Origin of the sequence: Duganella sp. SG902, from assembly GCF_013376005.1 — a bacterium.
Taxonomy (GTDB): Bacteria; Pseudomonadota; Gammaproteobacteria; order Burkholderiales; family Burkholderiaceae_D; genus Rugamonas.
In genome coordinates, this window is the sequence record NZ_JABMJK010000007.1 from 158,946 (window position 1) to 184,392 (window position 25,447).

The following is a 25,447-nucleotide window of genomic DNA, read 5'->3' on the forward strand; positions in this document are numbered from 1 at the left end:
GATGTGAGCATGCAAAAGATCATGATGGCCATGCTGGCGGCGGCGCTTGCCGCGCCGGCGCTGGCGGCGCAGCCTGCGCGCGCCGAGTGGGAGCAACCTGAAGTGGTGGCGGTGAACCGCGAGCCGATGCGGGCCACCTTCTTCAATTTCGAAACGCGCGAGAAGGCGCTGGCGGGCGAGCGTTCCGCTTCCGCCAATTTCGTATCGCTGGATGGCACCTGGTCGTTCGCCTATTCCGCGACCCCGGAGGCGCGGCCGAAAAACTTCTACCAGCCTGGCTATGACGTCGGCAAATGGGGCAGCATCCAGGTGCCCGGCATGCTGCAAACCCAGGGCTACGGCAAGCCGATTTTCACCAACATCGACTATCCTTTCCCGCCCAACGAGCCGTTGATTCCGCATGCGCTGAATGAAGTTGGTTCCTATCGCCGCGACTTCAACCTGCCATCCAACTGGAAGGAACGCGACGTGTTCCTGCAGATCGGCGCCGCCGGCGCGGCCTATTACGTGTGGGTGAACGGCCATAAGGTCGGCTACTCGGAAGACTCCAAGCTGCCGTCCGAATTCAACCTGACGCCCTACGTGCGCGCCGGCCGCAACACCATAGCGATTGAAGTCTACCGCTGGGCCGATGGCTCCTACCTGGAGGACCAGGACTTCTGGCGTGTCAACGGCATCGAGCGCAGCGTGTTCGTGTACGCCGAACCGAAGACCCGCCTGCGCGATTACAAGGTGACGGCGTCGCACGACGGCCGCTTCGAGCTGGCGGCGGAGATCGCCGGCAAAGCCGCCGACGTCACGGTCAGCGCGCGCGTGCTGGATGGCGACAAGGAACTGCTGCAGGCGTCCGCCGCGCCGGGGACCGACCGCAAGGCCGTGCTGCGCGGCGCGGTCGCCAACGTCAAGCCATGGTCTGCCGAGACGCCCAACCTGTACACGCTGCTGATCGAGGTGAAGGACGCACGCGGCCAGCTGATTTCCGCCACCGCGCGCAAGATCGGCTTCCGCACCGTGGAAATCGCCAATGGCGAGGTGCGCGTCAACGGCAAGCGCATCATGATCAAGGGCGTCAACCGCCACGAGCATGATCCGCACACCTATCGCGTGATGTCGATGGAGAGCATGCGCAAGGATATCGAGCTGATGAAGCGCGCCCACGTCAACGCCGTGCGCACCTCGCATTACCCGAACGATCCGCGCTGGTACGATCTGGCCGACGAATACGGCCTGTACGTCATGGATGAGGCGAATATCGAATCGCACGGCTACATGCAGCTGGGCGACCGCGCGCCGACGCCTGAAGCGCGCGCGGCGATCCAGCTGGGCTACAAGCCGCACTGGCTGGCGGCCCACCTCGACCGTGTATCGCGCATGGTGGAGCGCGACAAGAACTCGCCATCGATCATCTTCTGGTCGCTGGGGAACGAGGCCGGCACCGGCCCCAACTTCGAGCAGTCCGCCGCGTGGATACGCAAGGCCGATCCGACCCGCCTGATCAGCTATCTGGGCCACGGCACCATCGGCGAGGAGCACCTGCCCAACGCCTACGTCGACATCTATGCGCCCATGTACGACGACATCGAGAAGATGGCCGACTACGCGCAGGATCCCGCCTACAAGCAACCGATGATCCAGTGCGAATACGCCCACGCCATGGGCAACTCGCTGGGCAACCTGGAGGACTACTGGCAGGTGATCCGCGCCCACCGCAAGCTGCAAGGCGGCTTTGTATGGGATTGGGTGGACCAGAGCGTGATCGCCAAGGATGAAAAGGGGCGCACCTACTGGGCATCCGGCTTCGACCTGAATCCTAAGCGCGGCGATAACAGCGTGGTGGGCGACGGCGTGCTGCGCTCCGACCGCACGCCGGATCCGGAATACTATGAATTGCAGAAGGTGTATTCGCCGGTGGTGTTCGAAGGCGATGCGCGCAGCGGCAAGATCGAAGTCGTCAACCGCTACGATTTCCGCGACCTGTCGCACCTGGCGCTGGCGTGGAAGCTGGAGCGCAACGGCGTGCAGATCGCCGCCGGCACGCTGCCCTCGGCCAACGCGCCGGCCGGTGGACGTCAGCAACTGGCGCTGCCGTCCGCCGTGGCGGACGCGGTGGACAAAGCCGATGGTGGCGAGCTGGTCTTGACCGTTAGCGCGTCCGGTGCGGAAGGGCAGGCTGGCTGGTCGCAGTTCGTGCTGGCGTCGCCGGCCGCCGCCAGCGGCAAGGTCGCATGGGTGACGCCGCAAGGCTATGCGCTGCGCGGCGGCAAAGCCGTGTTGTCGCTGGATCCGGCCACCGGCCTGGTGAACTACAGCGTGGACGGCAAAGTCCTGCTGAAAGGCGGCAGCCCGAACTTCTGGCGCGGCCTGACCGACAACGACGAGGGCGCGGGCGTCGACAAGACGCACAAAGTCTGGCAAACCTTCACCGCGCAGCGCAAGGTGCGCTCGGTTGCCGTGGAGGGCGACAGCATCAAGGTGCTGTTCAGCTTTGGCGCCGGCGCCGCGCACTGGGAGAACGTGTTCCGCATGCGCGCCGACGGCACGCTCGATGTGCAGGCGAACTTCGTCCCGCTGCGTGACGATCTGCCCGATCCGCTGCGCCTCGGCCTGCGCTTTGACATGCCGGCCAGCCTGAATCAACTGCAGTGGTATGGCCGCGGCCCGTTCGAATCCTACGCCGACCGCAAGACCGGCGCGGCGCTCGGCCTGTACGCGGGGGCGCTGGCGGACCAGTACCACAGCTACATCCGCCCGCAGGAAAGCGGCAACAAGACCGACGTGCGCTGGCTCAAGCTGGCCGGGGCGCTGAACATCAGCTCCGACGTGCCGTTCAGCTTCAACGCGCTGCCGTTCCCGTACGAGGATCTGTACCTGCGTCCGCGCGGCCAGTGGAAGAGCTCGGAGATCGCCCCGCACGGCGACGGCAGCCTGCTGATCGACATGGCGCAGGCCGGCGTCGGCGGCGATACCGGCTGGAGCCTCGACGGTCGTCCACACGTCAAATACCGCATTCCATTGCAGGCTGCCAGTTACCATTTCAGCATAGCGCCATAAGGCCAGTTGTTGGATTTCAACAGAACCTGATATCAGCGAAGAAGTGATTGACCCTGCTGCTTCGCTTGATTATCATGGATAAAAAAAGTTATCGATAACTTGGTGTGCTTTAAGTTGTTTTGTTATCGATAACTAGTACACCCCAGCAGTTATTATTAGAAGAAAAGAGGAGATGAAGTCATGCGCAAGGCCCTGTTCAACACCGTGCAACTCACCGTCATGGCCCTGGCTGTCAGCCAGGCTTACGCACAAACCCCAGCCAAGGAAGAAGCCGGCACCACCGTGGTGGTGAGCGGCCTCCGCGCCAGCGCCAGCTCGGCGGTGGCGATCAAACGCGACACGATGGAGGTGGTGGATTCGATTTCCGCCGAAGACATCGGCAAGCTGCCCGACATGAACGTCGCGGAAACCCTGACCCGTGTGCCGGGCGTGCAAGGCTACCGCTACGGTGGCGAGGGCGCCTCGCCGGTGGGCCAGGGCTCGGGCCTGACCATCCGCGGCTTGTCCGGCCAGACCGCGTCGCAAGTGAACGGCCGTTCGTACTTCACCGCCGGCGCGCGCGAATACAATATCGAAGGCGCGATTCCCGGCATGGTGGCCGGCATCGACGTGTTCAAGAACCCGTCCGCCGAACACATCGAGGGCGCCATCGGCGGCCTGGTCAACATCCGCACCCGCAAGCCGAGCGACTTCAAGGAACTGACCGCCACGCTGAGCGTCAACGCGCGCCAGAACGACATGGCCAAGAAGACCGACCCCGAGCTGTTCGGCCTGATCGCCAACAAGTTCGACCTGGGCGGCGGCTCGCGCATCGGCGTGATGGCGGCCGGCGTGTATCAGAAGAGCACCGGCCGTTCCGACAACAACCCGGCCAACGGCGGCGCCAACTTCAAGCGCGCGATTCGCGGCGACAGCGCCGAATACGCCACCCTGGCTGCGGCCAACACCTCCAACGCCCCCAACCAGCCGATGGCGGCCTACGTCGGCCGCAGCGACGTGTCCTACCTGACCGGTGTGCCGACCGTGGCCACCGGTGGCGCCAACACGCCCAACCTGAGCGGCCTGACCGCCGAGCAGGCCGCCAACGTGATGGTGGCGCCGGGCCTGACCAGCAACGTCTTCCAGGAAACCATCTACCGCACCCGCAAGGGCCTGAGCCTGGCGGCCGACTACCGCCACAGCAACACGCTGCGCTTCTACACCGAGGGCGAGTACACCTACTACCAGTACTACCAGAACTACCGCGGCCTGAATTCCATCGACGGCGGCAACGTGCAGAACCTGCAAACCACGCCGTTCGCGTTCACCGAAGGCATGGCCAACCGCAACCTGAACGGCGGCTCCGACGATGTGCTGGTCAACCAGCGCCTGCGCGGCGGCACCTTCCTTAACTCGACCATCAACACCGTCGGCGGCGAGGAACATCGCCCTTACACCACCTGGATCGCGGCCGGCGGCGTGGAGTGGAGCCCGACCGCGGCATGGTCGCTCAAGGCCGACCTTTCCTACATCAAGGCGGACCAGAAGCAGGATAACCGCTCGGTCAACATGGATTCGGCCAACGGCCTGTACTGGAGCACCAACCGCGTGGCCGATGGCGCGCCGCACCAGCTGACCTTCACCGGCCCAAGCCTGTCCGACCCGAACAACTTCGTGTTCCGCGACTACAGCAACGGCACCTACCAGAAGTGGGACGACAATGGCTACGCGGCCAAGTTCGACGCGGCGTATTCGCCTGACAGCGGCTTCATCTCCAAGATCAAGTTCGGCGCGCGCGCCGCACACCAAAAGAGCCTGTTCACCAACTTCAGCTTCAGCGGCAAGCCATTGACCAGCGACGGCAAGGCGCTGGCGCCCAACCGGTCCAACGGCATCAGCGCCGGCACCATGACCGGCCTGCTCGAAACCGCCCCGACCAACTTCATGAATGGCGACGCCGGTTATGCCGGCGGCTTCCTGGTGGTCGCACCGACCGCGCTGGACGGCAACCGCATCATGACCTCCTTCCCGAACGCCGGCATCCCGGCCGAGGGCAGCTATCCGGAAAACGCGCTGGCGCGCCGCGTGTTCAGCGAACACACGCTGGCCGGCTACCTGGTGGGCGAGTTCGCCACCGAGGACGAGCGCCTGCGCGGCAATGTCGGCGTGCGCCTGGTGCGCACCAACACCGACCTGACCGCGCGCGTGGCCAACACCACCAGCGGCACCACGGTGATCGCCGATAACTTCAAGTCGATCTCGTACACCAACGCGCTGCCGACCTTTAACCTGACCTACAACATCCAGAAGGACTTCCTGGCGCGCTTCGGCTACGGTCGCGGCCTGACCCGTCCGGACATCGCCTCGCTGAATCCGTCGATCACGGTCAACACCGTCAACGGCACCGGCTCGGTGGGCAATCCGGACCTGCGTCCGCAACTGGCCAACAGCTTCGACCTGTCGCTGGAGCGCTACTTCAACGCCACCAACTACGTTTCGGCCGGCGTGTTCGACAAACAGATCAAGGGCTTCCTGAGCGGTATCGTGGAGTGCCAGACGGTGGCGCAAGTGCCGGCCTATAACGGCAACATCGCCAATAGCTGCCCGGTTGGCCAGTACCAGATCACCAAGTCGGTCAACGCGCAGGATGGCTACGCGCGCGGCGTGGAAGTGGCGGGCCAGTACTTCTTCGACAAGGACGCGGGCTGGCTGCAGAACTTCGGCGGCTCGGCCTCGTACACCTACGTCGACACCTCGAACCCGATCAACATCGGCAGCGTGACCGCGCCGCGCGTGATCGACAGCCAGCAACCGATGGTGTCGAAGAACAGCTACACCGTGGCCGGCATGTATGAGGCCAAGGGTTTCTCGGCGCGCCTGGTCTACACCTGGCGCTCGGATCAGGTGCTGTTCGGCGTGTCGCCGAATCCGATCGATGGCCGCTACATCCGTTCCTACGGCATCGTGGACGCCTCGCTCAATTACGACATCATGAGCAACCTGACCCTGAGCGTCAACCTGTCCAACCTCACCAACAAGGGCCTGGACCGTTATGTGGGCGAGCCGGGCGCGTATGCCACCGGTGTCGAGCGCCAGCACTACCTGAACGGCCGCACCTTCGCCGTGGGCCTGCGCTACAAGTTCGGCAAGTAAGACTTGCCGCCACGGCCGCAATCCGGGCGAGCCGCCTGGATTGCGGTTTTTTTATGAGTGAAAGAGAAAATGAAACGACGCTTTCTTGGCATTGACGAAGGCTTGCAGCGACTGCACCTGATCGACACCGCCACCCAGGACTTTATCTGGACGCTGGACCTGAAGGACTACCCGCTGGCGCGCGACATGCAGCGGCTGGACGAGGAGCGCGTGCTGGTCGGCTACGATCACGGCTACTTCGAGCTGGAGTGGCGCACCGGCCGCGTGCTGGCCGACTGCCGCCGGTGGAAGGATGTAACGGCCGCGCACCGCCGCGCGGATGGCAACACGCTGGTCACCGGCATGAACCTGGACGGCCGCAACGGCGTCAACGTGCTGACGCTGTCGCCGAACGGCGAGCTGCTGCACACGGCCTACCGCGAGGGCGACTACGTGCGCCTGATGCGCGTGACGCCGCAGGGCACTTATCTGCTGTGCACCAACGATCACATCAAGGAGACCACGCCGGAACTGGTGGAGCTGCGCCGTTTCAGCGCGCCGGGCTTCGAGCACGCGTGGAAGGCCGAGCGCATGGCCGATGGCTCGACCATCGTCTCGGCCGGCTATGGCGCCTTCATGGCGGTGTTTGACGGGGAGGGCAGGCTGGCGCGGCGTTTCGGCGCGGCCGGCGAGGTGCCGCAGGCGGTGGCGCCATTCTTCTACGCCACCTACGCCTTCACGCCGGACGGTCAATTGCTGGTGGCGAACTGGCAGGGGCACGGCCCGGAAAACGGCCACAAAGGCGCGCAGCTGCTGCAATTCGATAAGGATGGCCAACTGGTGGACAGTTGGTCGGCCCCGCAGCGCATCTCGTCGCTGCAAGGCCTGCTGCTGGTTTAATACGGACCGGCGCCGGGAGCACCCAGATCGAAGTGCTCCACGTCCAGCCAGGAACCGGCTTGTTTGCCTATGCTGAACAAGCCGACCTGCGCGCCCACCCAGGTGCCTCGCGTGACGGGGAAGGGGCCGCTGGCGGGCTTGAAAGTCAAGCCATCCACGCTGTAGGAGAAGTTGACGAAGGCGCCCTCGTTCATGTGCGCGCGCAGCGTCAGCTCGGCCGGGGCATCGGCCAGCACCACCGTCGATTGCTCCTTGCAGCGCGGGCCGAACGGACCGCATACCGTCATCACCAGTTCGTTGAGCTTATCCTTGCGGCGCAGGCCCAGCCACGCGTACTGCATGCCGTTGACGATCAATCCGGCGCGGTCGCCGTCGCGCGCCTGTTCCAGCTTCACGCGCGTGGTGACCAGGAAGCGAGAGGCCGGCGCCTTTTGCGTCAGGATGGCCGGCGAGGCGCGCACGTAATCGTCGGCGTCCTCCACCGCCTGGGTGTAGAGGCGCAGCGTGCCCGGCCTGGCCGACAGCGAATACCATTCCGGCCGCGCGTTGGCGCCCCATTGCCATTGCAGGCCCAGTTGCGGCGCGCTGAAATCGTCGCTGGTCGGCGGCGCGGCCAGCGGCTTGCCTTGCACCGGCTTGGCGTGCGTGATCACCGGCTCACCGGTGCCCGGCTTGCGGCCCGGCTGGCCGATCAGCGGCCAGCCGTCTTTCCATTGCATCGGCTGCAGGTGGGTGACGCGGCCGTAGGCGCCCTTGTCCTGGAAGTGCAGGAACCAGTTGCCGCCGTCGGGCGCATCGACCCACGCGCCCTGGTGCGGGCCGTTGACCGGCGTGTCGCCCTGGTCCATCACATTGCGCACTTCGTAAGGGCCGGTCAACGAGCGCGAACGGAACACGGCTTGCCAGCCTTGCTCCACGCCGCCGGCCGGCGCGAACACGTAGTAGTAGCCGTTGGCCTTGTAGATCTTCGGGCCTTCGACCGTGTGATAGCCCGGATAGTCGGCGCCGTTGATGATGTCGCGGCCTTTATCGTCCAGCATTTTGGTGGCGCCGGCGTCCATGCGGCGCAGCGTCACCACGTTGTTCTTGCCGGCGCGACTGAAGGCCCAGGCGTGCAGCAGGTAGGCCTGGCCGTCGTCATCCCACAGCGGCGCCGGATCGATCAGGCCACGGCCGGCAAGCAGCAGGCGCGGTGCGCTCCACGGGCCGCGGAAATTCTCGGCCTCGATCACGTAGATGCCGAAATCCGGATCGGGATAGAAGATGTAGAAGCGGCCATTGTGATGGCGCAGCGCGGGCGCCCACACGCCCTTGCCGTATTGCGGCTTGGCGAAGGTGGCGGCCGGCGTCAGCGCGGGCAGGGCGTGGCCGACCAGCGTCCAGTTGACCAGGTCCTGCGATTCCAGCAGAGGCAGGCCGGGCGTGTTGGAAAAGCTGGACGACGTCATGTAGAAACGGTCGCCCACGCGGATGGCGTCCGGATCGGCGTAGTCGGCGTGCAGCACCGGATTGCGATAGCGGCCGTCGCCCAGATCGGCGATCCAGGGCGCGTTGGCGGGCGGCGGCGATTGCGCCTGGGCGGCATGGCACAGCAGGGCTGCGGCCAGCGCGGCGGTCAGGGGCAGATGTTTCACCAGTAGGGCTCCCAGATGCGGCTCAGGCGCGTCAGTGCTTCCAGATAGAAGTAGTCACCCCAGATGCACGATTCGTCGACGCCGATGCGGTTCGGCTTGTGGTACACGGCGTGGCGCAGCAGGCCGGCGCCGGGCGCGCCATCGTGGTTGAAGTAATGTTCGGACAGGGTGATGACCATGCCGGCGGCGGCCCGTTCATACTGCGCGCGCAGCGGATCGAGCAGCGGCAGGCGGCTGGCCAGTTCCAGCAGGCCGCAGGCGGCCACCGCCGCCGCCGAGCTGTCGCGCTCCTCCGGGCCGCCGGTGAAGATCAGGTCCCAGTAGCAGATGCCGTCCGCCGGCAGGCGGTTCAGGTAGTAATTGGCCAGCACCTTGCCGAGTTCCAGCAGGCGGGTGTCGCCGTTGTGGCGCGCCACCAGCGGGAAGCCGGCTATGCCCCAGGCCTGGCCGCGCGCCCAGCACGAGTCGTCGCTGTAGCCCTGGTGGGTCTTGCCCTCGCGCGGCTGGCCGTTGTCGGCGTCGAAGAAGAAGGTGTGGTAGGTGGAACCGTCGGCGCGCACGATGTGGCGCGCGGCCTGTTCGATGTGGCGGTTGGCGGCGTCGCGGAAGCGCAGGTCGCCGCTGGTCTCGCTGGCCCAGTACAGCAGCGGCAGATTGAGGTTGCAGTCGATGATCATGCGGCCGCGCTGGGCCGGGTCGTTCAGGTCGCCCCAGGCCTGGATGATGCCGGCGTTCGGGTAATAGCGTTCCAGCAGCAGTTCGGCCGCGCCCAGCGCAGCGCCGCGCGCCTGCTCGCTGCCGGTCAGCTTGTAGCCCGCCACGCAGGACAGGCTGTACAGGAAGCCAAGGTCGTGGTGGTTGGTGGCGATGCGCTCGCGCTGGCGCTGATCGAAGCTGGCGACGTGGGTTTCCGCCACGTCGCGGAATTCCGGCTTGCCGCTCAGCTCATAGGCCAGCCACAGCATGCCGGTCCAGAAGCCGTTGGTCCATTCCGTGTTGTCCATGGCCGGGTAGATGCCGGCGGTGCTGGAAGGCTTGGGGAACTGCGCGCCGAAATGCGCGGCGTTGCGCTCCACCGCCGCCAGCGCGTCGCCTATGGCCTGGTCCAGCCGCGCGCGCGATGGCAGGTCGCGCCACGCCTGCGGCAGGCGCGCGGTTTGCAAAGGTTCCGGGCATGCCGGGTGTAGTGCTGCTTGCATGAGTGATCCTTAGTTGGTTGCGAGGGCCGCGTCTTTGCCGGCGGCGACTTCGGGCGGCGTGGGTGACAGCGCGAACGCCGACAGCACCAGGAACACCGCGCCGATGGCGGCCAGCAGCAGGTAAGTGTGGTTGAAGCCGATCAGGTCGTAGGCCTTGCCGACCACGGGCGACAGCAGGGCCAGGCCCAGCGAGTGGCCGAAGCTGACGCCGACCATGTAGACGGTGGAGGCCAGGCGGTTGTCGAAGTGATGGGCAATGTAGCGGAACACCGACACCACTAGAATCGGCAGTTCGATCGAGTGCAGCATCTTCATGGCCGAAATCGAGATCGGTCCGACCGCCAGACCGGAACCGGCGATGCGGAAGATCATGATGGTGCCGGCCAGCAGCAAGCCGTACTTGGCGCCGATGCGGCGCACCAGCAGGGGCGAGACGAACAGGCCGGCCGCCTCGACGAAGATCTGCAGCGAGTTCAGGTAGCCGAACATGGCGGCGCCGGTGGCCTTGTCCGGGAACTGCGAGGCGAAATAGCTGGGGAACTGCTGGTCGTACACCAGATACAGGTTGGTCACGCTCAGGATGAACACCATGAAGCGCCAGAACGCCTTGTCGCGCAGCAGGGCCCAGGCGTCGGCCAGGCGCAGCTGGGCGCCGGCGGCGGCCACGGTGTCATGCGCGGGCAGGCGCCAGAACGCCAGCATCAGCACCAGCAGCAGGCCGGCCATGGAGGCCAGCATGAAGTTGATGTGCGGGTCGACGTTGTACAGGCGGCCGGTCATGAAGGCGGCGCTGGCGAAACCCAGCGAGCCCCACAGCCTTACCCGGCTGTATTCGAAGCCGTAGGCGCGGCCGATGCGGTCGACATAGGATTCGATCGCATAGCTGCCGGCGATGAAGGTGATGCCGAGGTAGATGCCTCCCAGCGCCGCGCCGGCCAGGATGTGCGACTTGAGCAGCGGGCCGTAGACGTACACCAGGAACAGGCCGGACAGCATGCACATGACGCCGACCGCCCACAGCACGTGCTTGCGCATGCCGACCTTGTCCGACAGGTAGCCATACACCGGCTGCGAGCACATGGCGGCGATGAAGTTGGCGGAAAATACGATGCCCGTCTCCGTGCCCGACAACTGCAGCGTGGAGCGCAGCCACAGGGCCAGCAGCGACATGCTCATGGCCTGGGCGAAGAAATAGACGTACACAAACGTGCACAGGAAGCGGAAATGCGACTGCTTGCTGGTCATGACAGGAGTGTCTCCGGATTGTCTTTATAGTTGTTATCGATAACCTAGCGCGCTTGGGCCTGGCTGTCAAGTGGCCGCAGCCACAGGGCCTGGCCGCCGGACGCCGGCATGGCCAGCGTCAGCACGGTGCTGGCGTCCACCGCCTGGCGACGGATGCCGACCTTGGTGCGGGTCGGGGCGCTGGCGTCGTCGGCGTAGATGGTGGCCTCGTAGCGCTGGCCGCCCGGCAGGAAGTCCAGTTTCAGCTGGACCGTGCGCGCCTCGTTGTTGGTGATGGCGCCGACATACCATTCCTTGCCGCTGCGGCGCGCGATGGTGACGTTGCGGCCCGGCGCGCCGTCCAGCACCCGGGTCTCATCCCAGACGGTGGGCACGCGGTCCCAGAACGCCAGTTCCGGCTCGTCGCGCGACATTTCCGGCTTGTCGTACCAGTACAGCGTTTGCAGCGGGCTGTAATACACCACGGCCAGCGCCAGCTGGTGGGCATGGGTGGTCTTGATGCGCGGATCGTAGTAGCAAATGGTGTAGTCGGCCGCGCCGGCCAGGTAGCGCGTGAACGGCAGCACGGTGTTGTGGGTGGCGTCCGGCATCTCCTCGTTGCCGCGGATGCCTTCCGAGGTCAGCAGGTTGGGCCAGGTGCGCTGCTCGCCGGTCGGGCGCCAGTCGTCGTGGATGTTGACCATGATCCCGGCGGCGGCGGCCTGGCGGATGGCTTTCTCGATCCAGGTGGTCCAGCGGTGCGAGCCGACCTGCACGAAGCCGAACTTGACGCCCTTGACGCCCCAGTCGCGGTAGGTCTGGAACAGCGTGTCGGACTGCGTCAGCAGCGCCTGCTGGTTGACGTACAGCCAGACGCCGATGCCGCGCTCCTTGGCGTAGGCGATGATGGACGGCAGGTCGAAATCCGGGATGGCGACCTTGGTCGCGTCCGATTCGAAGGAGAAGGCCGGGCCGTACCACTTCCAGTCGAACAGGATGTATTCCAGCTTGTGGCGGGCGGCGAAGTCGATATTGGCCTTGGCGGCGGCCGTGGTCTGGGTCATCACGCGCATGATCTTGCCGGGTTTGATCCATGCGGTGTCGGCCAGCGCGGCGGGCTGGTTCAGGTTGAGGATGAAGGCATTGTTCTCCACCAGTTGGCCGGGGCTGCGCGCGATCATGATGCCGCGCCACGGCGTGGCGAAGGGCGAGATCAGGTCGGCCGCGTCGTGCATGGCGGTGACCAGCGTGTCCGGCTTGTCGGCGCTGAGCTTGAACTTGGTGCGCGCATAGTCGACCATCTGCGCCTCCAGCAGGGCCACGTACAGGCCGTTGGGCAGCTCCAGCGTCAGCGGGCGTTCGGACTGGTCGGGCCAGTCGCGCAGCGGCAGCAGCTTGTAGGGCGCCTGCGCCCAGCCGTGATACCAGGCCTTGGTGCCGGCCGGCAGGGCGAATTCGGTGTCCTCGCCAATCACGCGGTAGTAGCTGCCTTTTTCGTTTTCCGGGAAGGCGAAGCGCAGCGCCACGCCTTCGTTGTAGGCGCGCGCCTCCAGCGACAGTTTGTAAACCGGGTTGTCGTCCTTGACCAGGTCGATGGCCATGGCCTGGTAGTGGTCGCGGACACCGGCGGTTTCGCCGGTGACGGGTGTCCAACTGCTGTCATGGCTGGTGCGGCGCACGCCGGTCACGGCCAGGTTTTCGAACCAGCGCGCGCGGCGGTCGATGGGCAGCGCCATGGCGCTCTCGGACAGATGGTTGTCCAGCCGCAGTTCCAGCAGCGATTCGCGGATCACGGTCTGGTCGCCGTAGCGCACGCTGTAGTACAGGGCCCGCTTGCCGGCCTGGTCGGTTTTCTGTTGCACCGTCAGGATGATCTTGCCGTCCGGCGAAGTGAGGCGCTCTTCCAGGCCGGCGGCTTGCGCCAGCCCGCAAGCCAACAGGATGACTACCGCGATCAGGCGACGCATGGGGTGTTTTCTCCGGCAAAGGTGGTGACGTGGACCGACGGCGCCAGCGCCTCGATTTGTGCCAAGGTGGGCGGATTGGCGCCGGCCCGCAGGCAAGCGGCGGCGCCGGCGGCCACCGCGCAGCGCAAATGGCGCGCGCCGGTGGCTTGCGGCTCGAGCATCAGGCTGTACAGCAGCGCGCAGATGCTGGCGTCGCCGGCGCCGATGGTGTCGGCCACGGTGATGGTTGGCGGCCTGGCTTGCCAGGCCTGCTGGCCGGTGTGAAATTCCGCGCCTTCGGCGCCGCGTGTCAGCAAAATACTGGCCTCCGGGTTGAGCGCGCGCAGGCTGGCGAGGCCACGGCGCATGTCGTCGGTACGGAACAGGCCGACCAGGTCTTCGTCCGAGACCTTGATGACATCGGCCAGCACCGCCATTCTGCGCAGCATCGGATCGTAGCGCTCATCCATCAGCTTGCGGAAATTGGGATCATAGCTGATCTTGACGCCGGCGGACTTCAGGCTGCACGCCAACGACAGCAAACGGTCGGCCAGCGGCGGCCGCGCCAGGCTGATGCCGCCAAAATGCACCCAGCGCGCTTCGCGCTCCCAGCCGGTGGGCAGGTTCCATGGCGCGAACTGCTGGTCGGCGCTGTTTTCACCGATAAAGAAGTAGTCTGGCGGGGCGGTCTCGTGCACCACGGCCAGCAGCGGCGGGCGGTCGTTCAGTTGCAGGAAGCGCGGGTCGAGGCCGGCCTCCTGCGCGCTGGCTTGCAATGCCAGGCCGAACACGTCGTTCGAAATGGCGCCGGCGAAGGCGCTCGGCACGTCCAGGCGCGCCATCGCGCGCGCGACGTTGAGGCCGGCGCCGCCGGTCATGCTGGTCCATTGATTGGCGCCGGTGCGCACCAGGTCGGTGAGGGCTTCGCCGGCCGAGACGAACAGGGGCAGGGTGTTCATGCCTCGCTCCCCAGGGCGCGCAACACCTCGTAGCAGGCGCCCATGGTGTGGTAGTCGGTCTTGCCGGCCGGGCTTTTCTCGTCGCTGAGCTTGCGGTTGTCGCGGCTCAGGATGCGGTACCAGGCGCCATGGCGGTGATCGATCATATGGGTCCAGCTGTAGCGCCACAGGCGGTCGTACTCATCCCAGAAGCGCTCCTGGCCGGTGCGCACCGCCAGCACGGCGGCGGCCGCCAGCGATTCGGCCTGCACCCAGAAATATTTGTCGCCGTCGCAGATGCTGTTGTCCGGACCGAAGCCGTACACCATGCCGCCGTGCTGGTTGTCCCATGCGTGGTCGATGGCATCGTCGAACAGGGCGATGGCGCGCGGCAGCAGCCAGTCGGCCGGCAGATGGCGCTCCAGCAGCAGGAGCAGCTTGGCCCATTCGGTGAAGTGGCCCGGCTGAAAGCCCCATGGACGGAAGATGTTGGTCTTGTCGTCGCGGTTATAGTCCCAGTCGATTTGCCAGTTGGCGTCGTAGTGTTCCCATATGCGGCCGCCGGCCGGCGCGGCCTGGCGCTGGGTGATGTTGCGCGCCACCTTTTCGGCGCGCAGCAGGTAGCGGCGCTCGCCGCTAGCTTCATAGGCGGTGATCAGCGCCTCGCAGGCGTGCATATTGGCGTTCTGGCCGCGGTAGGGCAGCACCACGCTCCAGTCGGCCAGGGCCTGGTCGGCGTACAGGCCGTGCTGTTCTTCCCAGAAGTGCTGTTCCATCAGCTGGTAGACCTCGGCCATCCACTCACGCGCCTCTTCGACGCCGGCGGCCAGCGCCTGCGAATAGGCCAGCAGCACGAAGGCCAGGCCGTAGCAGTGGTTCTCGCCATCCTCCACCGTCTTGCGCCGGCCGTCCCAGCGCAGTTGCCAGGCGTAGCCGCCGGTGACCGGATCGCGGTGCACGTCGCGCAGGAAGGCGACGCCGTGGCGCACCGCGCTCAGATACTCGTCGCTGGGAAAGTGGCGGTGCGCCATCGCGTAGTTGAACACGAAGCGGGTGCTGCTCACGAGGTGGCGCGTGGCGTGGTCGTAGACCGTGCCGTCGTCCTTGAAGAAATGATGGAAGCCGCCGCTGGGGTCGATGCAGCGCGGGTGGTAGAAACGCATGGTTTCCTGGATGTGCTGTTGCAGCGCTTCGGGGGAACGGAATTGCGGCGTCATGTCGGACTCCAGTCTGTCAAAGGTGGCGCCAGGCGGGCTGGCAAGGCGCCGCTCCAGGCGGCAATGCGGTATTGGGTGCGCCATGGCTGGCCGGCATGCAGGCTGATGCCCAGCCGGTCGGCCAGCGGATGTTGTCGCGGCGGGCGGGCGACCCGGCTCAGGTCGAACACGCTGTTGACCGGCTCCGCCCCCAGCGCCACGTGGCGGCCTTGCCAGGGGAATTCCGGCCGGCCGCGGTTGCTGAGCCAGAGCATCAGGTCGGGGAACTGGCGCGTGTCCCACCACATGCCGACGCGGGCGTCGTAGTCGAGGTAGTTCAGGCTGAACGGCGCGGCATGATCACCCGCCTGCAAAGCCCGCACCTGCAGCAGCTCCTCGCCGTCCTCGCGCAGGGGCAGGTGGCTGAGGTCGAGCGGGCCGTGGATGCCGGCCAGCGCGTCGAGCCGCTCCGAGCGGGTGTCGGGCAGCAGGCGGCTGATGGCGCCGGCGCTGCCGCTGGGGTAGCTGAAGATGCCGGCGTGCCGGCCCAGCTCCAGCTTGACACGGCCGCTCGGATACGGCAGGCGGAAGGTTGGATGCAGGCCGGCCGGGAGGCGCAGGCTGCGGCGCGGCCAGATCACCAGTTCCATGTCCAGCGCGGGCGCGTCGGGGACCACCCGGACGTGGCGTTCGATGCGCGCCACCGGCGAATCGTCCGGATAGTCGATGGCCAGGCAGACCCGCTCGCTGTCGGCATGCTCGCAATGCCAGCGGTGGTTGGAACTGTAGCCGTGCGGCCAGCTGTCCTCCGGCGCGAAGGCGGTCCAGTCGGGCGGCAGGTCGGCCGGCAGGTCGGTGCGGCCGAACGGCACGCACGGCCATTCGCCGCGCATGCGCCGCAGCACGCCGGGCAGGCTGAGCGAATTGGTGGTGCCGGCCCAGGGCGCGACGTGCATGACCTGCAGGTCGCGCTCGGCGTCGAGGCGGAAGTGCAGCGGTCCCAGCATCGCGCCCAGCGCTTGCACCTCGGCGCTGCCGAATTGCCACTCCAGCCGCCACATTTGCGGCGCCAGCGGCGGCTTGAACTCAGCGGCGGACATGGGACCCATCCTCCATGGCCTGCCGGGGCGCCGGTTGTTCGGTGGCCTTATGGCGGAAGCTGGCGCTCATCGTGCCAGCCACCCGCCATCCACCGGCAGCACCACGCCGTGCACGTAATCGCTGGCCGCGCCGGCCAGGAACACCGCCGCGCCGGCCAGATCCTCGGGACGGCCCCAGCGCCCGGCCGGGATGCGCGCCAGGATTTGCGGTTCGCGCGCGGGATCGGCGCGTAGGGCGGCCGTGTTGTTGGTGGCGAAATAGCCTGGCGCGATGGCGTTGACGTTGATGCCGCGCGCCGCCCATTCGTTGGCCAGCGCGTGCGTCAGCCCGGCCACGCCGCTCTTGCTGGCCGCATAGGCCGGCACGCGGATGCCGCCCTGGAAGGACAGCAGCGATGCCACGTTGATGATCTTGCCGCCGCCCTGGGCCAGCATGTGGCGCGCGGCCGCCTGCGACAGGAAGAACAGCGATTTCAGGTTGGTGTCCAGCACCGCGTCCCAGTCCTCCTCGGTGACGTCGATGGCGTTGGCGCGGCGGATGATGCCGGCGTTGTTCACCAGGATGTCGAGCCGGCCGAAGGCGTCCAAAGCCTGCTCCACCACGCCGGCCAGCTGGGCCTGCTGCGGTTTCCGCGACAGGTCCGTTGGCACGAAATGGAAGCGGCGGCCGGCGGCGCGCACGCGGGCGGCGGTCTCGGCGGCGTCGCTGCGGCCGGCCGCCACGATGTCTGCGCCGGCCTCGGCCAGCGCGATGGCGATCGCCTGGCCCAGACCGGTATTGGCGCCGGTGACGAGCGCGGCGCGCCCGTTCAGGTCAAACAGATTGTGCATGGGGTTCTCTTATTTAAGCTGGCAGATATCCAGCACGTTCATGTCGGTGTAGTCGAGGTTTTCGCCGCCCATGGCCCAGATGAAGGCGTAGTTGGCGGTGCCCGAACCCATGTGGATCGACCATGGCGGCGACAGCACGGCTTCCTCGTTATCGATAACTATGTGGCGCGAAGAATCAGGCTGGCCCATGAAATGGAAGATGCGCTGATCCTTGGCGACGTTGAAGTAGAAATAGACCTCCGAACGGCGCTCGTGCACGTGGGGCGGCATGGTGTTCCAGACGCTGCCGGTTTTCAGCTCGGTCAGGCCGAGCAGCAACTGGGCCGACTGGCACACGCCGGGAATCACATATTGGTAGATGGTGCGGGCGTTGGACGTTTCCAGGCTGCCGCGCTCCAGCGGAACGGCGGTGGCGTGGGTGATTTTCTTCAGTTCATAGCGGGCGTGGGCCGGGGTCGAGGCCAGGTAGAAGCGCGCCGGGTTGCCGGCGTCGTCCGAGCTGAACTCCACGCTGGCGCTGCCCATGGGGATGTACAGGCCGTCGCGCGGCGCCAGCTCGGTGGCGACGCCGTCCACCGTCACGCGGCCGCTCCCGGCGCCGACGTTGATGACGCCCAGTTCCCGCCGCGTCAGGAAGGGCACGGCGCCGTTGCCCGGCGTGGCCGGCTGCGGCGGCAGGGCCAGCGTTTGTGCCAAGGGCAGGGCGCCGCCGATGATGAAACGCTCGTCGTGGCTGTAGTTGAGCGAAATACGCTCCGGTTGGAACAGGCCGCTGACCAGGTAGCGCTCGCGCAGGTCGTCGTTGCTGGCCTGCGCCATCATGTCGGGATGGGTGGCGTAGTAAGTCTTGTCGAACATGGGGCGTCTCCGTGATTTGTTATCGATCACATTCTAGCAGAACTATTTCGCTAAAAGCAAAGGGCAGATTGTGCCGGGATGCTGTTGTGTGGCCCGTAGGTAAAGATGTAGGAAAACTTCAGGTTTTTTTGCCGAGTGGCGCTATCTAGGGTAGGATGGCAAAAAATTTGATCGATAACATGGCGTGTTTCCTAGTAAACATAGCCATTGGAGAGCTTAACAATGCCACGTGCCACGAACAACAAGGATAGCAAGGACGCGACGGACGAGCCAATGCGTCCGGCGTCCAACGTCACCCTGTACGACGTCGCCGAGCGCGCCAAGGTGTCGGGGATGACGGTGTCGCGCGTCATCAACGGCAACGCCCACGTCAGCGACAAAACGCGCGAGAAGGTGATGCGCGCCATCGACGAACTTGGCTACAAGGTCAACGTGGCCGCGCGCGCCGCCCGCGTCGGCACGCTGCGCGTCGGCCTGCTGTACAGCAATCCGAGCGCCGCCTTCCTGAGCGCCTTTCTGGTGGGCGCCATGGGCCAGTGCAACCGCAGCGGCGCCGAATTGATCCTGGAGCATTGCGCCGACCTGAAATCCCAGCGCAAGGCGATCGAGCGACTGATCAGCGTTGGCGCGGACGGCATCCTGGTGCCGCCGCCGCTGTGCGATTCGCGCTCCGCGCTCAAGCACCTGAAGGAGATCGGCATGCCGACGGTGGCGGTGGCCACCGCCAAGCCGTCGCCGCAGGCCTCGGCCGTGCGCATCGACGACTATGACGGTGCGCGTGCCATGACCAAGTATCTCCTGTCGGAAGGGCACACCGACATCGCCTTCATCAAGGGCGACCCCGAGCACACGCCGGCGCAGCTGCGCTACCAGGCCTTCATCGACACCATGCGCGAGGCGGGCCTGCAGGTGCCGGCCGAGCGCATCGCGCAGGGCATGTTCACCTACCGTTCCGGCTTGCTGGCGGCGCGCGAGCTGCTGAGCCAGAACACGCGTCCGAGCGCCATCTTCGCCAGCAACGACGACATGGCCGCCGCCGCCATCGCCGTCGCGCACGGCCTGCATCTGCAGGTGCCGGAAGACGTGGCCATCGCCGGCTTCGATGATACGCCGGTGGCGGTCACGGTCTGGCCGGAGCTGACCACCATCCACCAGCCGATCGCCGAGATGGGCAGGGCGGCGGTGGAGCTGGTCATCGATCACGTCAAGGAGCGCCGCGCCGGTCACGACGTGCCGCCCAAGCACCAGCTGATGCCTTACCGGCTGGAAGTGCGCGAATCCACCGCGGCCAGTGAGTAGGAATGAAGTGCCGGGACGCTAAGTGCCGGCATTAGTTGGCAAGGCCAAGACGCCAAAACGGCGGTGTGGAGCCGCCGAAGAGATAAGCATGCTGTTTCAATTTCCACGCCCCCCCGGACTGTACGAACCAATATCCCTCCCCACCGCACACGGCCTCATTCTTCCCCAGGCATACCTCGGCATATAACAGGGCATTGTGCTGCCTGTCGTAGACGATTTTTGAAAATCCCACCGCCACCAGATCGGGGGCCGCTTTCAGCAATGCCTCTTGGTCGAGAAACGCCACCGCCGAATCGAATTTCAGCAAAGGCGCACGCTGCTCGGTCAGCAGTTGTTTTTGAAGAGCTGGTGGCAGCCCATGTAAAGCGTCTACAAACTGATTCTCAGGTGCGTGGCGCGGTACCCTCGGCGTGAGTATGGTTGCGGCGTTGATCGTCTGGCTCCATACCGCGAAATGTGCCGGTTGCTCGTGGTTCAGGATGGTTTTAAGTGCGGCCTGATAAATGGCGGAATCATCGGGGTTAATGTCCTCTGCAAAGGAGGTATTAATAACGGCAAATAATATAAAAGCAGGAATAATTCGCATGGTCAGTTCAATAGCTCAAGAAGAATGTCGTGTAATGCTACGGTTTTGTCCTGAGCTGGAAGTAACGAAACGTAAATCGCCCCTCAATCAAGCTGAGTTGGTTATCGATAACAAGAATTGGTTGACACCTCGCGCGGTTGTGCTAAACTTGTCTCGGTTATCGATAACAATGTGTTTACTCCAGTGGCGCATCTGGCGTCGGTAACAGTCTCCCGTATGGAGTCCTCATTCCATGTGGTTAAGCCGAGGCGGCCGACGGGCCACTCGGCATTTTTTTTAATCAACGCCGGTGGTGGCGAAGCGCTCGCGGTACAGCTTGGGCGTGATGCCCAGTTTTTTCATGAAGACACGGCGCATGTGGGCCTCGTCGCTGAAACCGGCGCGCGCGGCCACGGTTTTCAATGGCAGCGCCAGATCGGCCAGCAGGCCTGTGCCGCGTTCGAAGCGGCATTGTTCGATGAATTCCTGCGTGCTCAGGCCCACTTCCTGCTGGAACACGCGGGTGAAGTGGCGCTCGCTCATCATGGCTTTTTGTGCCAGTTGCGCGACCGTCAGGCGTTCGTGCAGGTTATCGAGTATCCAGTTTTGCAGCGTGCGGATGTTGGGGCGGGTGGTGCGCTCGCTCAGCAGATGCGCGCTGAACTGCGATTGGCCGCCCGGCCGCTTGAGGAAGACCACCATTTCGGTCGCCACTTCCAGCGCCAGGTCGCGGCCGTAGTCTTCCTCCACCAGCGCCAGCGCGAGATCGATGCCGGCCGTGACCCCGGCCGAGGTCCAGACGTTGCCGCAACGGACGAAGATGGCGTCGGCGTCGACGTCGATCGCCGGGTATGCGGCTTGCAGGCGCTCGGCCACGCTCCAGTGCGTGGTGGCGCGCTTGCCATCGAGCACGCCGGCGGCGGCCAGGAAGAATGCGCCCGAGCACAGCGCGGTCAGGCGTTCAATGCGCGCGGCCACCGCCGCCACCCAATCGGTGATGGCGGCGCTGTCGGTCAAGGCATCCTGGATGTGGCGCGCACCGACGATGATGGCGTTGTCGGGCAGGGCCAGCGTGCTGAGCGCCTTGGTGGCGTCCAGCGACATCAGCGTATCCGAGCGCACCGGACCGGTCTTGTGGGAGGCGATGCGCACATCGTAGCCGCCATCCTGGCCGCGCCGCCGCAGGTGCAGGTTGGCGTATTCGAACACCGACATCGGGCCGATCGCTTCCATCGCTTTGAAGCCGGGATAGACCACGATATCGACTGTTTTCATGAGGTGCGCGGGCAGGGCAAAGAAAAATCCGGCCATTATTGTATCAATTCCAGCCATTCTCGGCCGGGCGGGGACACGCGGCGCGCGCGGGCGGCCACAATGGCGGCTTTCATCGCCACTGGAACCGCACACCATGAAAACCAAAGCCGCAGTTGCCTGGCGCGCCGGCGCGCCGCTGACCATCGAGGAAGTCGACCTGCATGGCCCGCGCGCGGGCGAGGTGCTGGTCGAGCTCAAAGCCACCGGCATTTGCCATACCGATTACTACACCCTGTCCGGCGCCGATCCGGAGGGCCTGTTCCCGGCCATCCTGGGCCACGAGGGCGCGGGTGTGGTGGTCGACGTCGGCCCCGGCGTGACCACGCTGAAGAAGGACGATCACGTGATCCCGCTGTACACGCCGGAATGCCGCCAGTGCAAATTCTGCCTGTCGAAGAAAACCAATCTGTGCCAGGCCATCCGCGCCACGCAGGGTAAAGGCCTGATGCCGGACGCCACCAGCCGCTTCTCGCTGGACGGCAAGCCGCTGTTCCACTACATGGGCACGTCCACCTTCTCGAACTACATCGTGGTGCCGGAAATCGCGCTGGCGAAGATCCGTTCCGACGCGCCGTTCGACAAAGTCTGCTACATCGGCTGCGGTGTGACCACCGGCGTGGGCGCCGTGTTGTTCTCGGCCAAGGTGGAGGCGGGCGCCAATGTGGCGGTGTTCGGCCTGGGCGGCATCGGCCTGAACGTGATCCAGGCAGCCAAGATGGTGGGCGCCGACAAGATCATCGGCATCGACATCAACCCGGCGCGCCAGGACATCGGCCGCAAGTTCGGCATGACCCACTTCATCAACCCGAACGAGGTGGAGAACGTGGTGGACGCCATCGTGCAATTGACCGACGGCGGCGCCGACTACAGCTTCGAGTGCGTCGGCAACACCACGCTGATGCGCCAGGCGCTGGAGTGCACCCACAAGGGCTGGGGCCAGTCCTTCATCATCGGCGTGGCGGCGGCCGGCCAGGAAATCTCGACCCGTCCATTCCAGCTGGTGACCGGGCGCGAGTGGAAGGGCTCGGCCTTTGGCGGCGCGCGCGGCCGCACCGACGTGCCGAAGATCGTCGACTGGTACATGGAGGGCAAGCTGAATATCGACGACCTGATCACCCATCGCCTGAAGCTGGAAGACATCAACCAGGGCTTCGACCTGATGAAGCGGGGCGAATCCATCCGTTCGGTGGTGCTGTACTAGGCGTTGCGAGTCCGGCGGTCAAGGCATACAATTACGGCCGTCGGGTTTTCTACGCCCCTATTCGAACAAGGAAAATAATGAGTCTGCCACAATACGTCACGATCAATGGAACCTCTTATGCATCGGAAAACCTGAGCGAAGCAGCGAAAGCCCAGGCGGCTAACGTACAGGTGGTGGATGCGGAGCTGGCGCGCCTGCAGCAGCAAATCGCCATCGCCCAGACCGCGCGCAATGCCTATGTGGCGGCGCTGATCGAGGCGGTGAAGGGCAAGGACAAGGCCGCCCCGGCGGACAAGCCGAAAAAACCACGCGCGCCGCGCAAAGCCAAGGCCGCGTCGGCCGACGCCGCCGCCTAAGCGGCGGGCTGCCGCTGCAGCTCGGAGATGCGGCGCGCCTGCTCGAAGACGGCGCGCGCCGTCAGGTTCAAGCCGGAGACCGGCATTTCAGCCTTCCGCAGCGCGGTCACCACCCAGGAATTGCAGTTGTTGAACAGGCTGTAGCTGCCGGTCGCCTGATAGAAGTGGTCCGGATTGCCCGGCTGCTGGCTCAGGTTGACGGGCTTGCCATCGGGAGCGATGGCGATGCTGCGGTCGATGTATTCCACCAGTTGCTGAAACCCGCGCTCCGTCAGCGACAGCGCGACGACGTCGCTCGCCTGCGCGCCCAGCGGCGGATTGGTGTCGCGCCCGCCGACCTGCATGGCCGGGTAGTCGGACGCCACCAGCGCCTTGACCGCCTTCGACAGCGGCGGGTGCTCCATCACAAAATACTCGCCATCGCCCCAGCCGACCAGCACATATTTGTGCCCGCCCAGGTCGCCGCCCAGCCTGCCGCTGCGGGCAAGGATGGACGGGCCGTCAAACATCAGGGCGGTATGCCAGCCGTACTGCACCACATAAACGGTGTGCGGCGTGGCCTGCGTAGGCAGCTCCGAACGCTGCGGCACGCCCGCGCAACCCGTCAGAAGGATCAACAAAGTGTAGGCAAGCAGCTGCTGGAGGATGGCTTTCATCTGAATTCGCGGATACGCTAAAGCCCGCCATTCTACAGGCCAGGCGAGGCGCCGGGCTCCCGTCATTCGCTCCAGCGGAAGCGCACGCCGTCGCTGCCGTCCGGGATGGGGCCGGGGCTGTCCGCCACCAGCGCCCCGGTCTGCGGATGGATGCGCAGGTAGAAATTGGTCTGCAGCGACATCAGCAGCAGTTCCCCGGTGGGCGTTTCCATCCATTGGAACGCCTGGGCGATGCCGGGACGGGCGACCTGTAGCGTGGCGCCACCATCGAGGCCGATGCTGAGGTAACTGTCGCCCGCCTGCAGCGCCACCCGGCCCAGGCCGAGGTCGCGCACGGTGAAGTTGAGCGGCTGGGCGGCCGCGCGGCCGCTGGCCGCTTTCAGCTGGATCGCGCGCTCGTACGGGATCGGGCGCATCAGGCCGCGCGGGTGGGGCTGGCTGATCTCGACGCTGTCGAAGTCCGCCGCGCCGCCGTTCTGGTTGCCGGTGTTGTAGTTGAACAGCGCGTAGCGCACGCCCTGGAAGGTGGTGAGCTGGAAGATCATGGTGAACTCGGCGCCGATGGGCTGGAAGTTCTGGCCATCGGTCGAATAGCTGAAGCGCGCTTTCTCCTTCAGGAAGTCGCACTCGGCGCGCAGCCACAGGCGGGTGGCGCGGATCGGGACGCGCACGGTCTGGTTGCGGGCCTGGTCGAACAGGGCCAGTGACAGCTTGCTGTCCTTGCGCTCCACGCCCAGCGTGGCGTAGGGCAGGTTGAGCAGCGCGAGACCGGCGACGTCGTTGTCCAGCAGCCCGGCCACGTCCAGCGCCACGGTCGGCGTCGACACCGGGCCGATGGCGCGCTGCGTCAGCGTGTTGCGCGCGTCCCAGAACGAGGTGGCCGGCATGGAGCGCAGGCGCAGGAAGCCGGGACGCTCGCTGAGCGACCAGCGGTCCTCCACCGGCACATGGTTCCATTGCCACAGCGGCTTGAGCGCCGGGTCGGAGAAGTCGTCATTGCGTTCGAACGGCACTTTGACACGCTGCCGTTCCGCCGTGCGCGGCTTGACCCAGGTACGCGGATTGCGTCCCAGATTGCCGGGCAGGCCGAAGTACGGCCAGCCATCCTTCCAGGTGATGGGCGCGAGGCTGAGCAGGCGGCCGACCGAGTTATAGTCCATCATCGAGAAGCCCCACCATTCGCCGGCCTCGGTCAGCACGATGCCGCCTTGGTGCATGGCGGTGCCGTCGCGCGAGGCGGGATTGGGCGGCGTCACTTCAAACGGATACTGTTTGTTGCGCAGGCGGTAGCCGGTCACCATGCCGAATCCTTCATCCTTGCTGATCGCCTGATTGACTTCATACGGGCCGTAGACATCGTCGGCGCGCGCGGCCGGCATGCGGAAGCCGCCGGCGTAATTCGCGCTCAGGATGTAGTACTTGCCGCCGATTTTGTAGAAGTGCGCGCCTTCGCCCATGCCGTCGGTCTTGGCGAATAACACCTTCTCCGTGCCCGGCACCAGGTCCAGCAAGTCGTCGGTCAGCTGGGCGATGTGCATGTCCTGGTGACCCCAGACCGCGTAGGCCTTGCCGTCATCGTCGAACAGCACCGACAGGTCGTGCAGGCTGCGCTTCATCTCCCAATGCGTCCACGGCCCGCGCGGATTGATGGCGGAATAAATCTGCGTGCCGCGCCCATTGACGTTGGTGAAGATGTAGAACACGCCGTTGCGGTAGCGCAGGCTGGGCGCCCAGATGCCCTGGCCGTAGATATTCTTGCCGCCCTCCAGTCGGTAGGCCGGGCCGAAGTCGAGGCGCTCGGCGGCGTAGCTGAGGAACTCCCAGTTGACCAGATCCTTGGAGCGCAGCACCGGCAGGCCGGGCATGGCGTGCATGGTGGTGCCGGTGAGGTAGAACCAGTCGTTTACGCGGATCACGTCCGGATCGGAGAACTCGTCGTAGAACACTGGGTTGGTGAATGTGCCGTTGCCGTTGTCCGGGGTCCAGGTGGTGGTGAGCTGGGCCTGGGCGGGAGCGCACGACAAGGCGGCAAGCAAGGCGAACAATACGGCTGGTTTCATGGCTTCTC

19 protein-coding genes are annotated in these 25,447 nt (G+C 65.6%); 6 read left to right on the forward strand and 13 right to left on the reverse strand.

Going from position 1 to position 25,447, the window contains the following annotated elements:
* The first annotated feature begins 9 nt into the window (after positions 1–9).
* From FHW83_RS16915 to FHW83_RS16925, 3 genes are all read left to right on the forward strand, one after another.
* On the forward strand, positions 10–3,051 hold the full coding sequence (locus tag FHW83_RS16915; protein ID WP_218106322.1) for a glycoside hydrolase family 2 TIM barrel-domain containing protein: 3,042 nt from the start codon (positions 10–12) through the stop codon (positions 3,049–3,051).
* Positions 3,052–3,231: 180 nt separating this feature from the next.
* The gene (locus FHW83_RS16920; protein ID WP_176647512.1) at positions 3,232–6,183 is read left to right on the forward strand and encodes a TonB-dependent receptor; all 2,952 of its coding nucleotides are present in this window, start codon (positions 3,232–3,234) and stop codon (positions 6,181–6,183) included.
* 69 nt (positions 6,184–6,252) lie between these two features.
* The gene (locus tag FHW83_RS16925; protein ID WP_176647513.1) at positions 6,253–7,062 is read left to right on the forward strand and encodes a hypothetical protein; all 810 of its coding nucleotides are present in this window, start codon (positions 6,253–6,255) and stop codon (positions 7,060–7,062) included.
* Here FHW83_RS16925 and FHW83_RS16930 read toward each other — a convergent pair.
* The 9 genes from FHW83_RS16930 to kduI all read right to left on the reverse strand — a co-directional run bounded on the left by FHW83_RS16930 (position 7,059) and on the right by kduI (position 17,988).
* A complete protein-coding gene (locus FHW83_RS16930; protein WP_176647514.1) occupies positions 7,059–8,696 on the reverse strand; it encodes a glycoside hydrolase 43 family protein in 1,638 nt (545 codons plus the stop codon). The genes FHW83_RS16925 and FHW83_RS16930 overlap by 4 nt on opposite strands.
* On the reverse strand, positions 8,693–9,895 hold the full coding sequence (locus FHW83_RS16935) for a glycoside hydrolase family 88 protein (protein ID WP_176647515.1): 1,203 nt from the start codon (positions 9,893–9,895) through the stop codon (positions 8,693–8,695). The genes FHW83_RS16930 and FHW83_RS16935 overlap by 4 nt, the downstream gene beginning before the upstream one ends.
* Positions 9,896–9,904: 9 nt before the next feature.
* Positions 9,905–11,140: an oligosaccharide MFS transporter gene (locus FHW83_RS16940; RefSeq protein WP_176647516.1), complete on the reverse strand. Its 1,236-nt coding sequence runs from the start codon at positions 11,138–11,140 to the stop codon at positions 9,905–9,907.
* Positions 11,141–11,184: 44 nt separating this feature from the next.
* The gene (locus FHW83_RS16945; protein WP_176647517.1) at positions 11,185–13,086 is read right to left on the reverse strand and encodes a glycoside hydrolase family 97 protein; all 1,902 of its coding nucleotides are present in this window, start codon (positions 13,084–13,086) and stop codon (positions 11,185–11,187) included.
* Positions 13,074–14,024 carry a carbohydrate kinase gene (locus FHW83_RS16950; protein WP_176647518.1) on the reverse strand — a complete coding sequence of 317 codons (951 nt, stop codon included), beginning with the start codon at positions 14,022–14,024 and terminating at the stop codon, positions 13,074–13,076. The genes FHW83_RS16945 and FHW83_RS16950 overlap by 13 nt, the downstream gene beginning before the upstream one ends.
* The gene (locus FHW83_RS16955) at positions 14,021–15,220 is read right to left on the reverse strand and encodes an AGE family epimerase/isomerase (RefSeq protein WP_176647519.1); all 1,200 of its coding nucleotides are present in this window, start codon (positions 15,218–15,220) and stop codon (positions 14,021–14,023) included. The genes FHW83_RS16950 and FHW83_RS16955 overlap by 4 nt, the downstream gene beginning before the upstream one ends.
* Positions 15,217–16,299 (reverse strand): hypothetical protein, encoded by a 1,083-nt coding sequence (locus tag FHW83_RS16960; protein WP_176647520.1) that lies wholly within the window; start codon positions 16,297–16,299, stop codon positions 15,217–15,219. The genes FHW83_RS16955 and FHW83_RS16960 overlap by 4 nt, the downstream gene beginning before the upstream one ends.
* Positions 16,300–16,365: 66 nt before the next feature.
* Positions 16,366–17,130 (reverse strand): 2-dehydro-3-deoxy-D-gluconate 5-dehydrogenase KduD, encoded by a 765-nt coding sequence (gene kduD, locus FHW83_RS16965; protein WP_176647521.1) that lies wholly within the window; start codon positions 17,128–17,130, stop codon positions 16,366–16,368.
* Between the two features lie 9 nt (positions 17,131–17,139).
* The gene (gene kduI / locus FHW83_RS16970) at positions 17,140–17,988 is read right to left on the reverse strand and encodes a 5-dehydro-4-deoxy-D-glucuronate isomerase (protein WP_176647522.1); all 849 of its coding nucleotides are present in this window, start codon (positions 17,986–17,988) and stop codon (positions 17,140–17,142) included.
* A gap of 222 nt (positions 17,989–18,210) precedes the next feature.
* Between kduI and FHW83_RS16975 the strand changes: the two genes are divergently transcribed.
* On the forward strand, positions 18,211–19,287 hold the full coding sequence (locus tag FHW83_RS16975; RefSeq protein WP_229224229.1) for a LacI family DNA-binding transcriptional regulator: 1,077 nt from the start codon (positions 18,211–18,213) through the stop codon (positions 19,285–19,287).
* Between the two features lie 31 nt (positions 19,288–19,318).
* Here the strand turns inward: FHW83_RS16975 and FHW83_RS16980 are convergent, their stop codons facing one another.
* Entirely contained in the window at positions 19,319–19,873 is a 555-nt protein-coding gene (locus FHW83_RS16980; protein WP_176647523.1) for a hypothetical protein, read from the reverse strand.
* A gap of 276 nt (positions 19,874–20,149) precedes the next feature.
* A complete protein-coding gene (locus FHW83_RS16985) occupies positions 20,150–21,127 on the reverse strand; it encodes a GlxA family transcriptional regulator (RefSeq protein WP_176647524.1) in 978 nt (325 codons plus the stop codon).
* A gap of 133 nt (positions 21,128–21,260) precedes the next feature.
* On the opposite strand from FHW83_RS16985, the gene FHW83_RS16990 reads away from it, so the two are divergent.
* Positions 21,261–22,367 carry an S-(hydroxymethyl)glutathione dehydrogenase/class III alcohol dehydrogenase gene (locus FHW83_RS16990; RefSeq protein ID WP_176647525.1) on the forward strand — a complete coding sequence of 369 codons (1,107 nt, stop codon included), beginning with the start codon at positions 21,261–21,263 and terminating at the stop codon, positions 22,365–22,367.
* Between the two features lie 77 nt (positions 22,368–22,444).
* Positions 22,445–22,723: a DUF6447 family protein gene (locus tag FHW83_RS16995; RefSeq protein ID WP_218106323.1), complete on the forward strand. Its 279-nt coding sequence runs from the start codon at positions 22,445–22,447 to the stop codon at positions 22,721–22,723.
* Here the strand turns inward: FHW83_RS16995 and FHW83_RS17000 are convergent.
* Complete coding sequence (locus FHW83_RS17000) at positions 22,720–23,379, reverse strand: DUF2459 domain-containing protein (RefSeq protein ID WP_176647526.1); 660 nt, start codon at positions 23,377–23,379, stop codon at positions 22,720–22,722. The genes FHW83_RS16995 and FHW83_RS17000 overlap by 4 nt on opposite strands.
* Before the next feature lie 62 nt (positions 23,380–23,441).
* On the reverse strand, positions 23,442–25,439 hold the full coding sequence (locus FHW83_RS17005; protein WP_176647527.1) for a glycoside hydrolase 43 family protein: 1,998 nt from the start codon (positions 25,437–25,439) through the stop codon (positions 23,442–23,444).
* Positions 25,440–25,447: the final 8 nt, after the last annotated feature.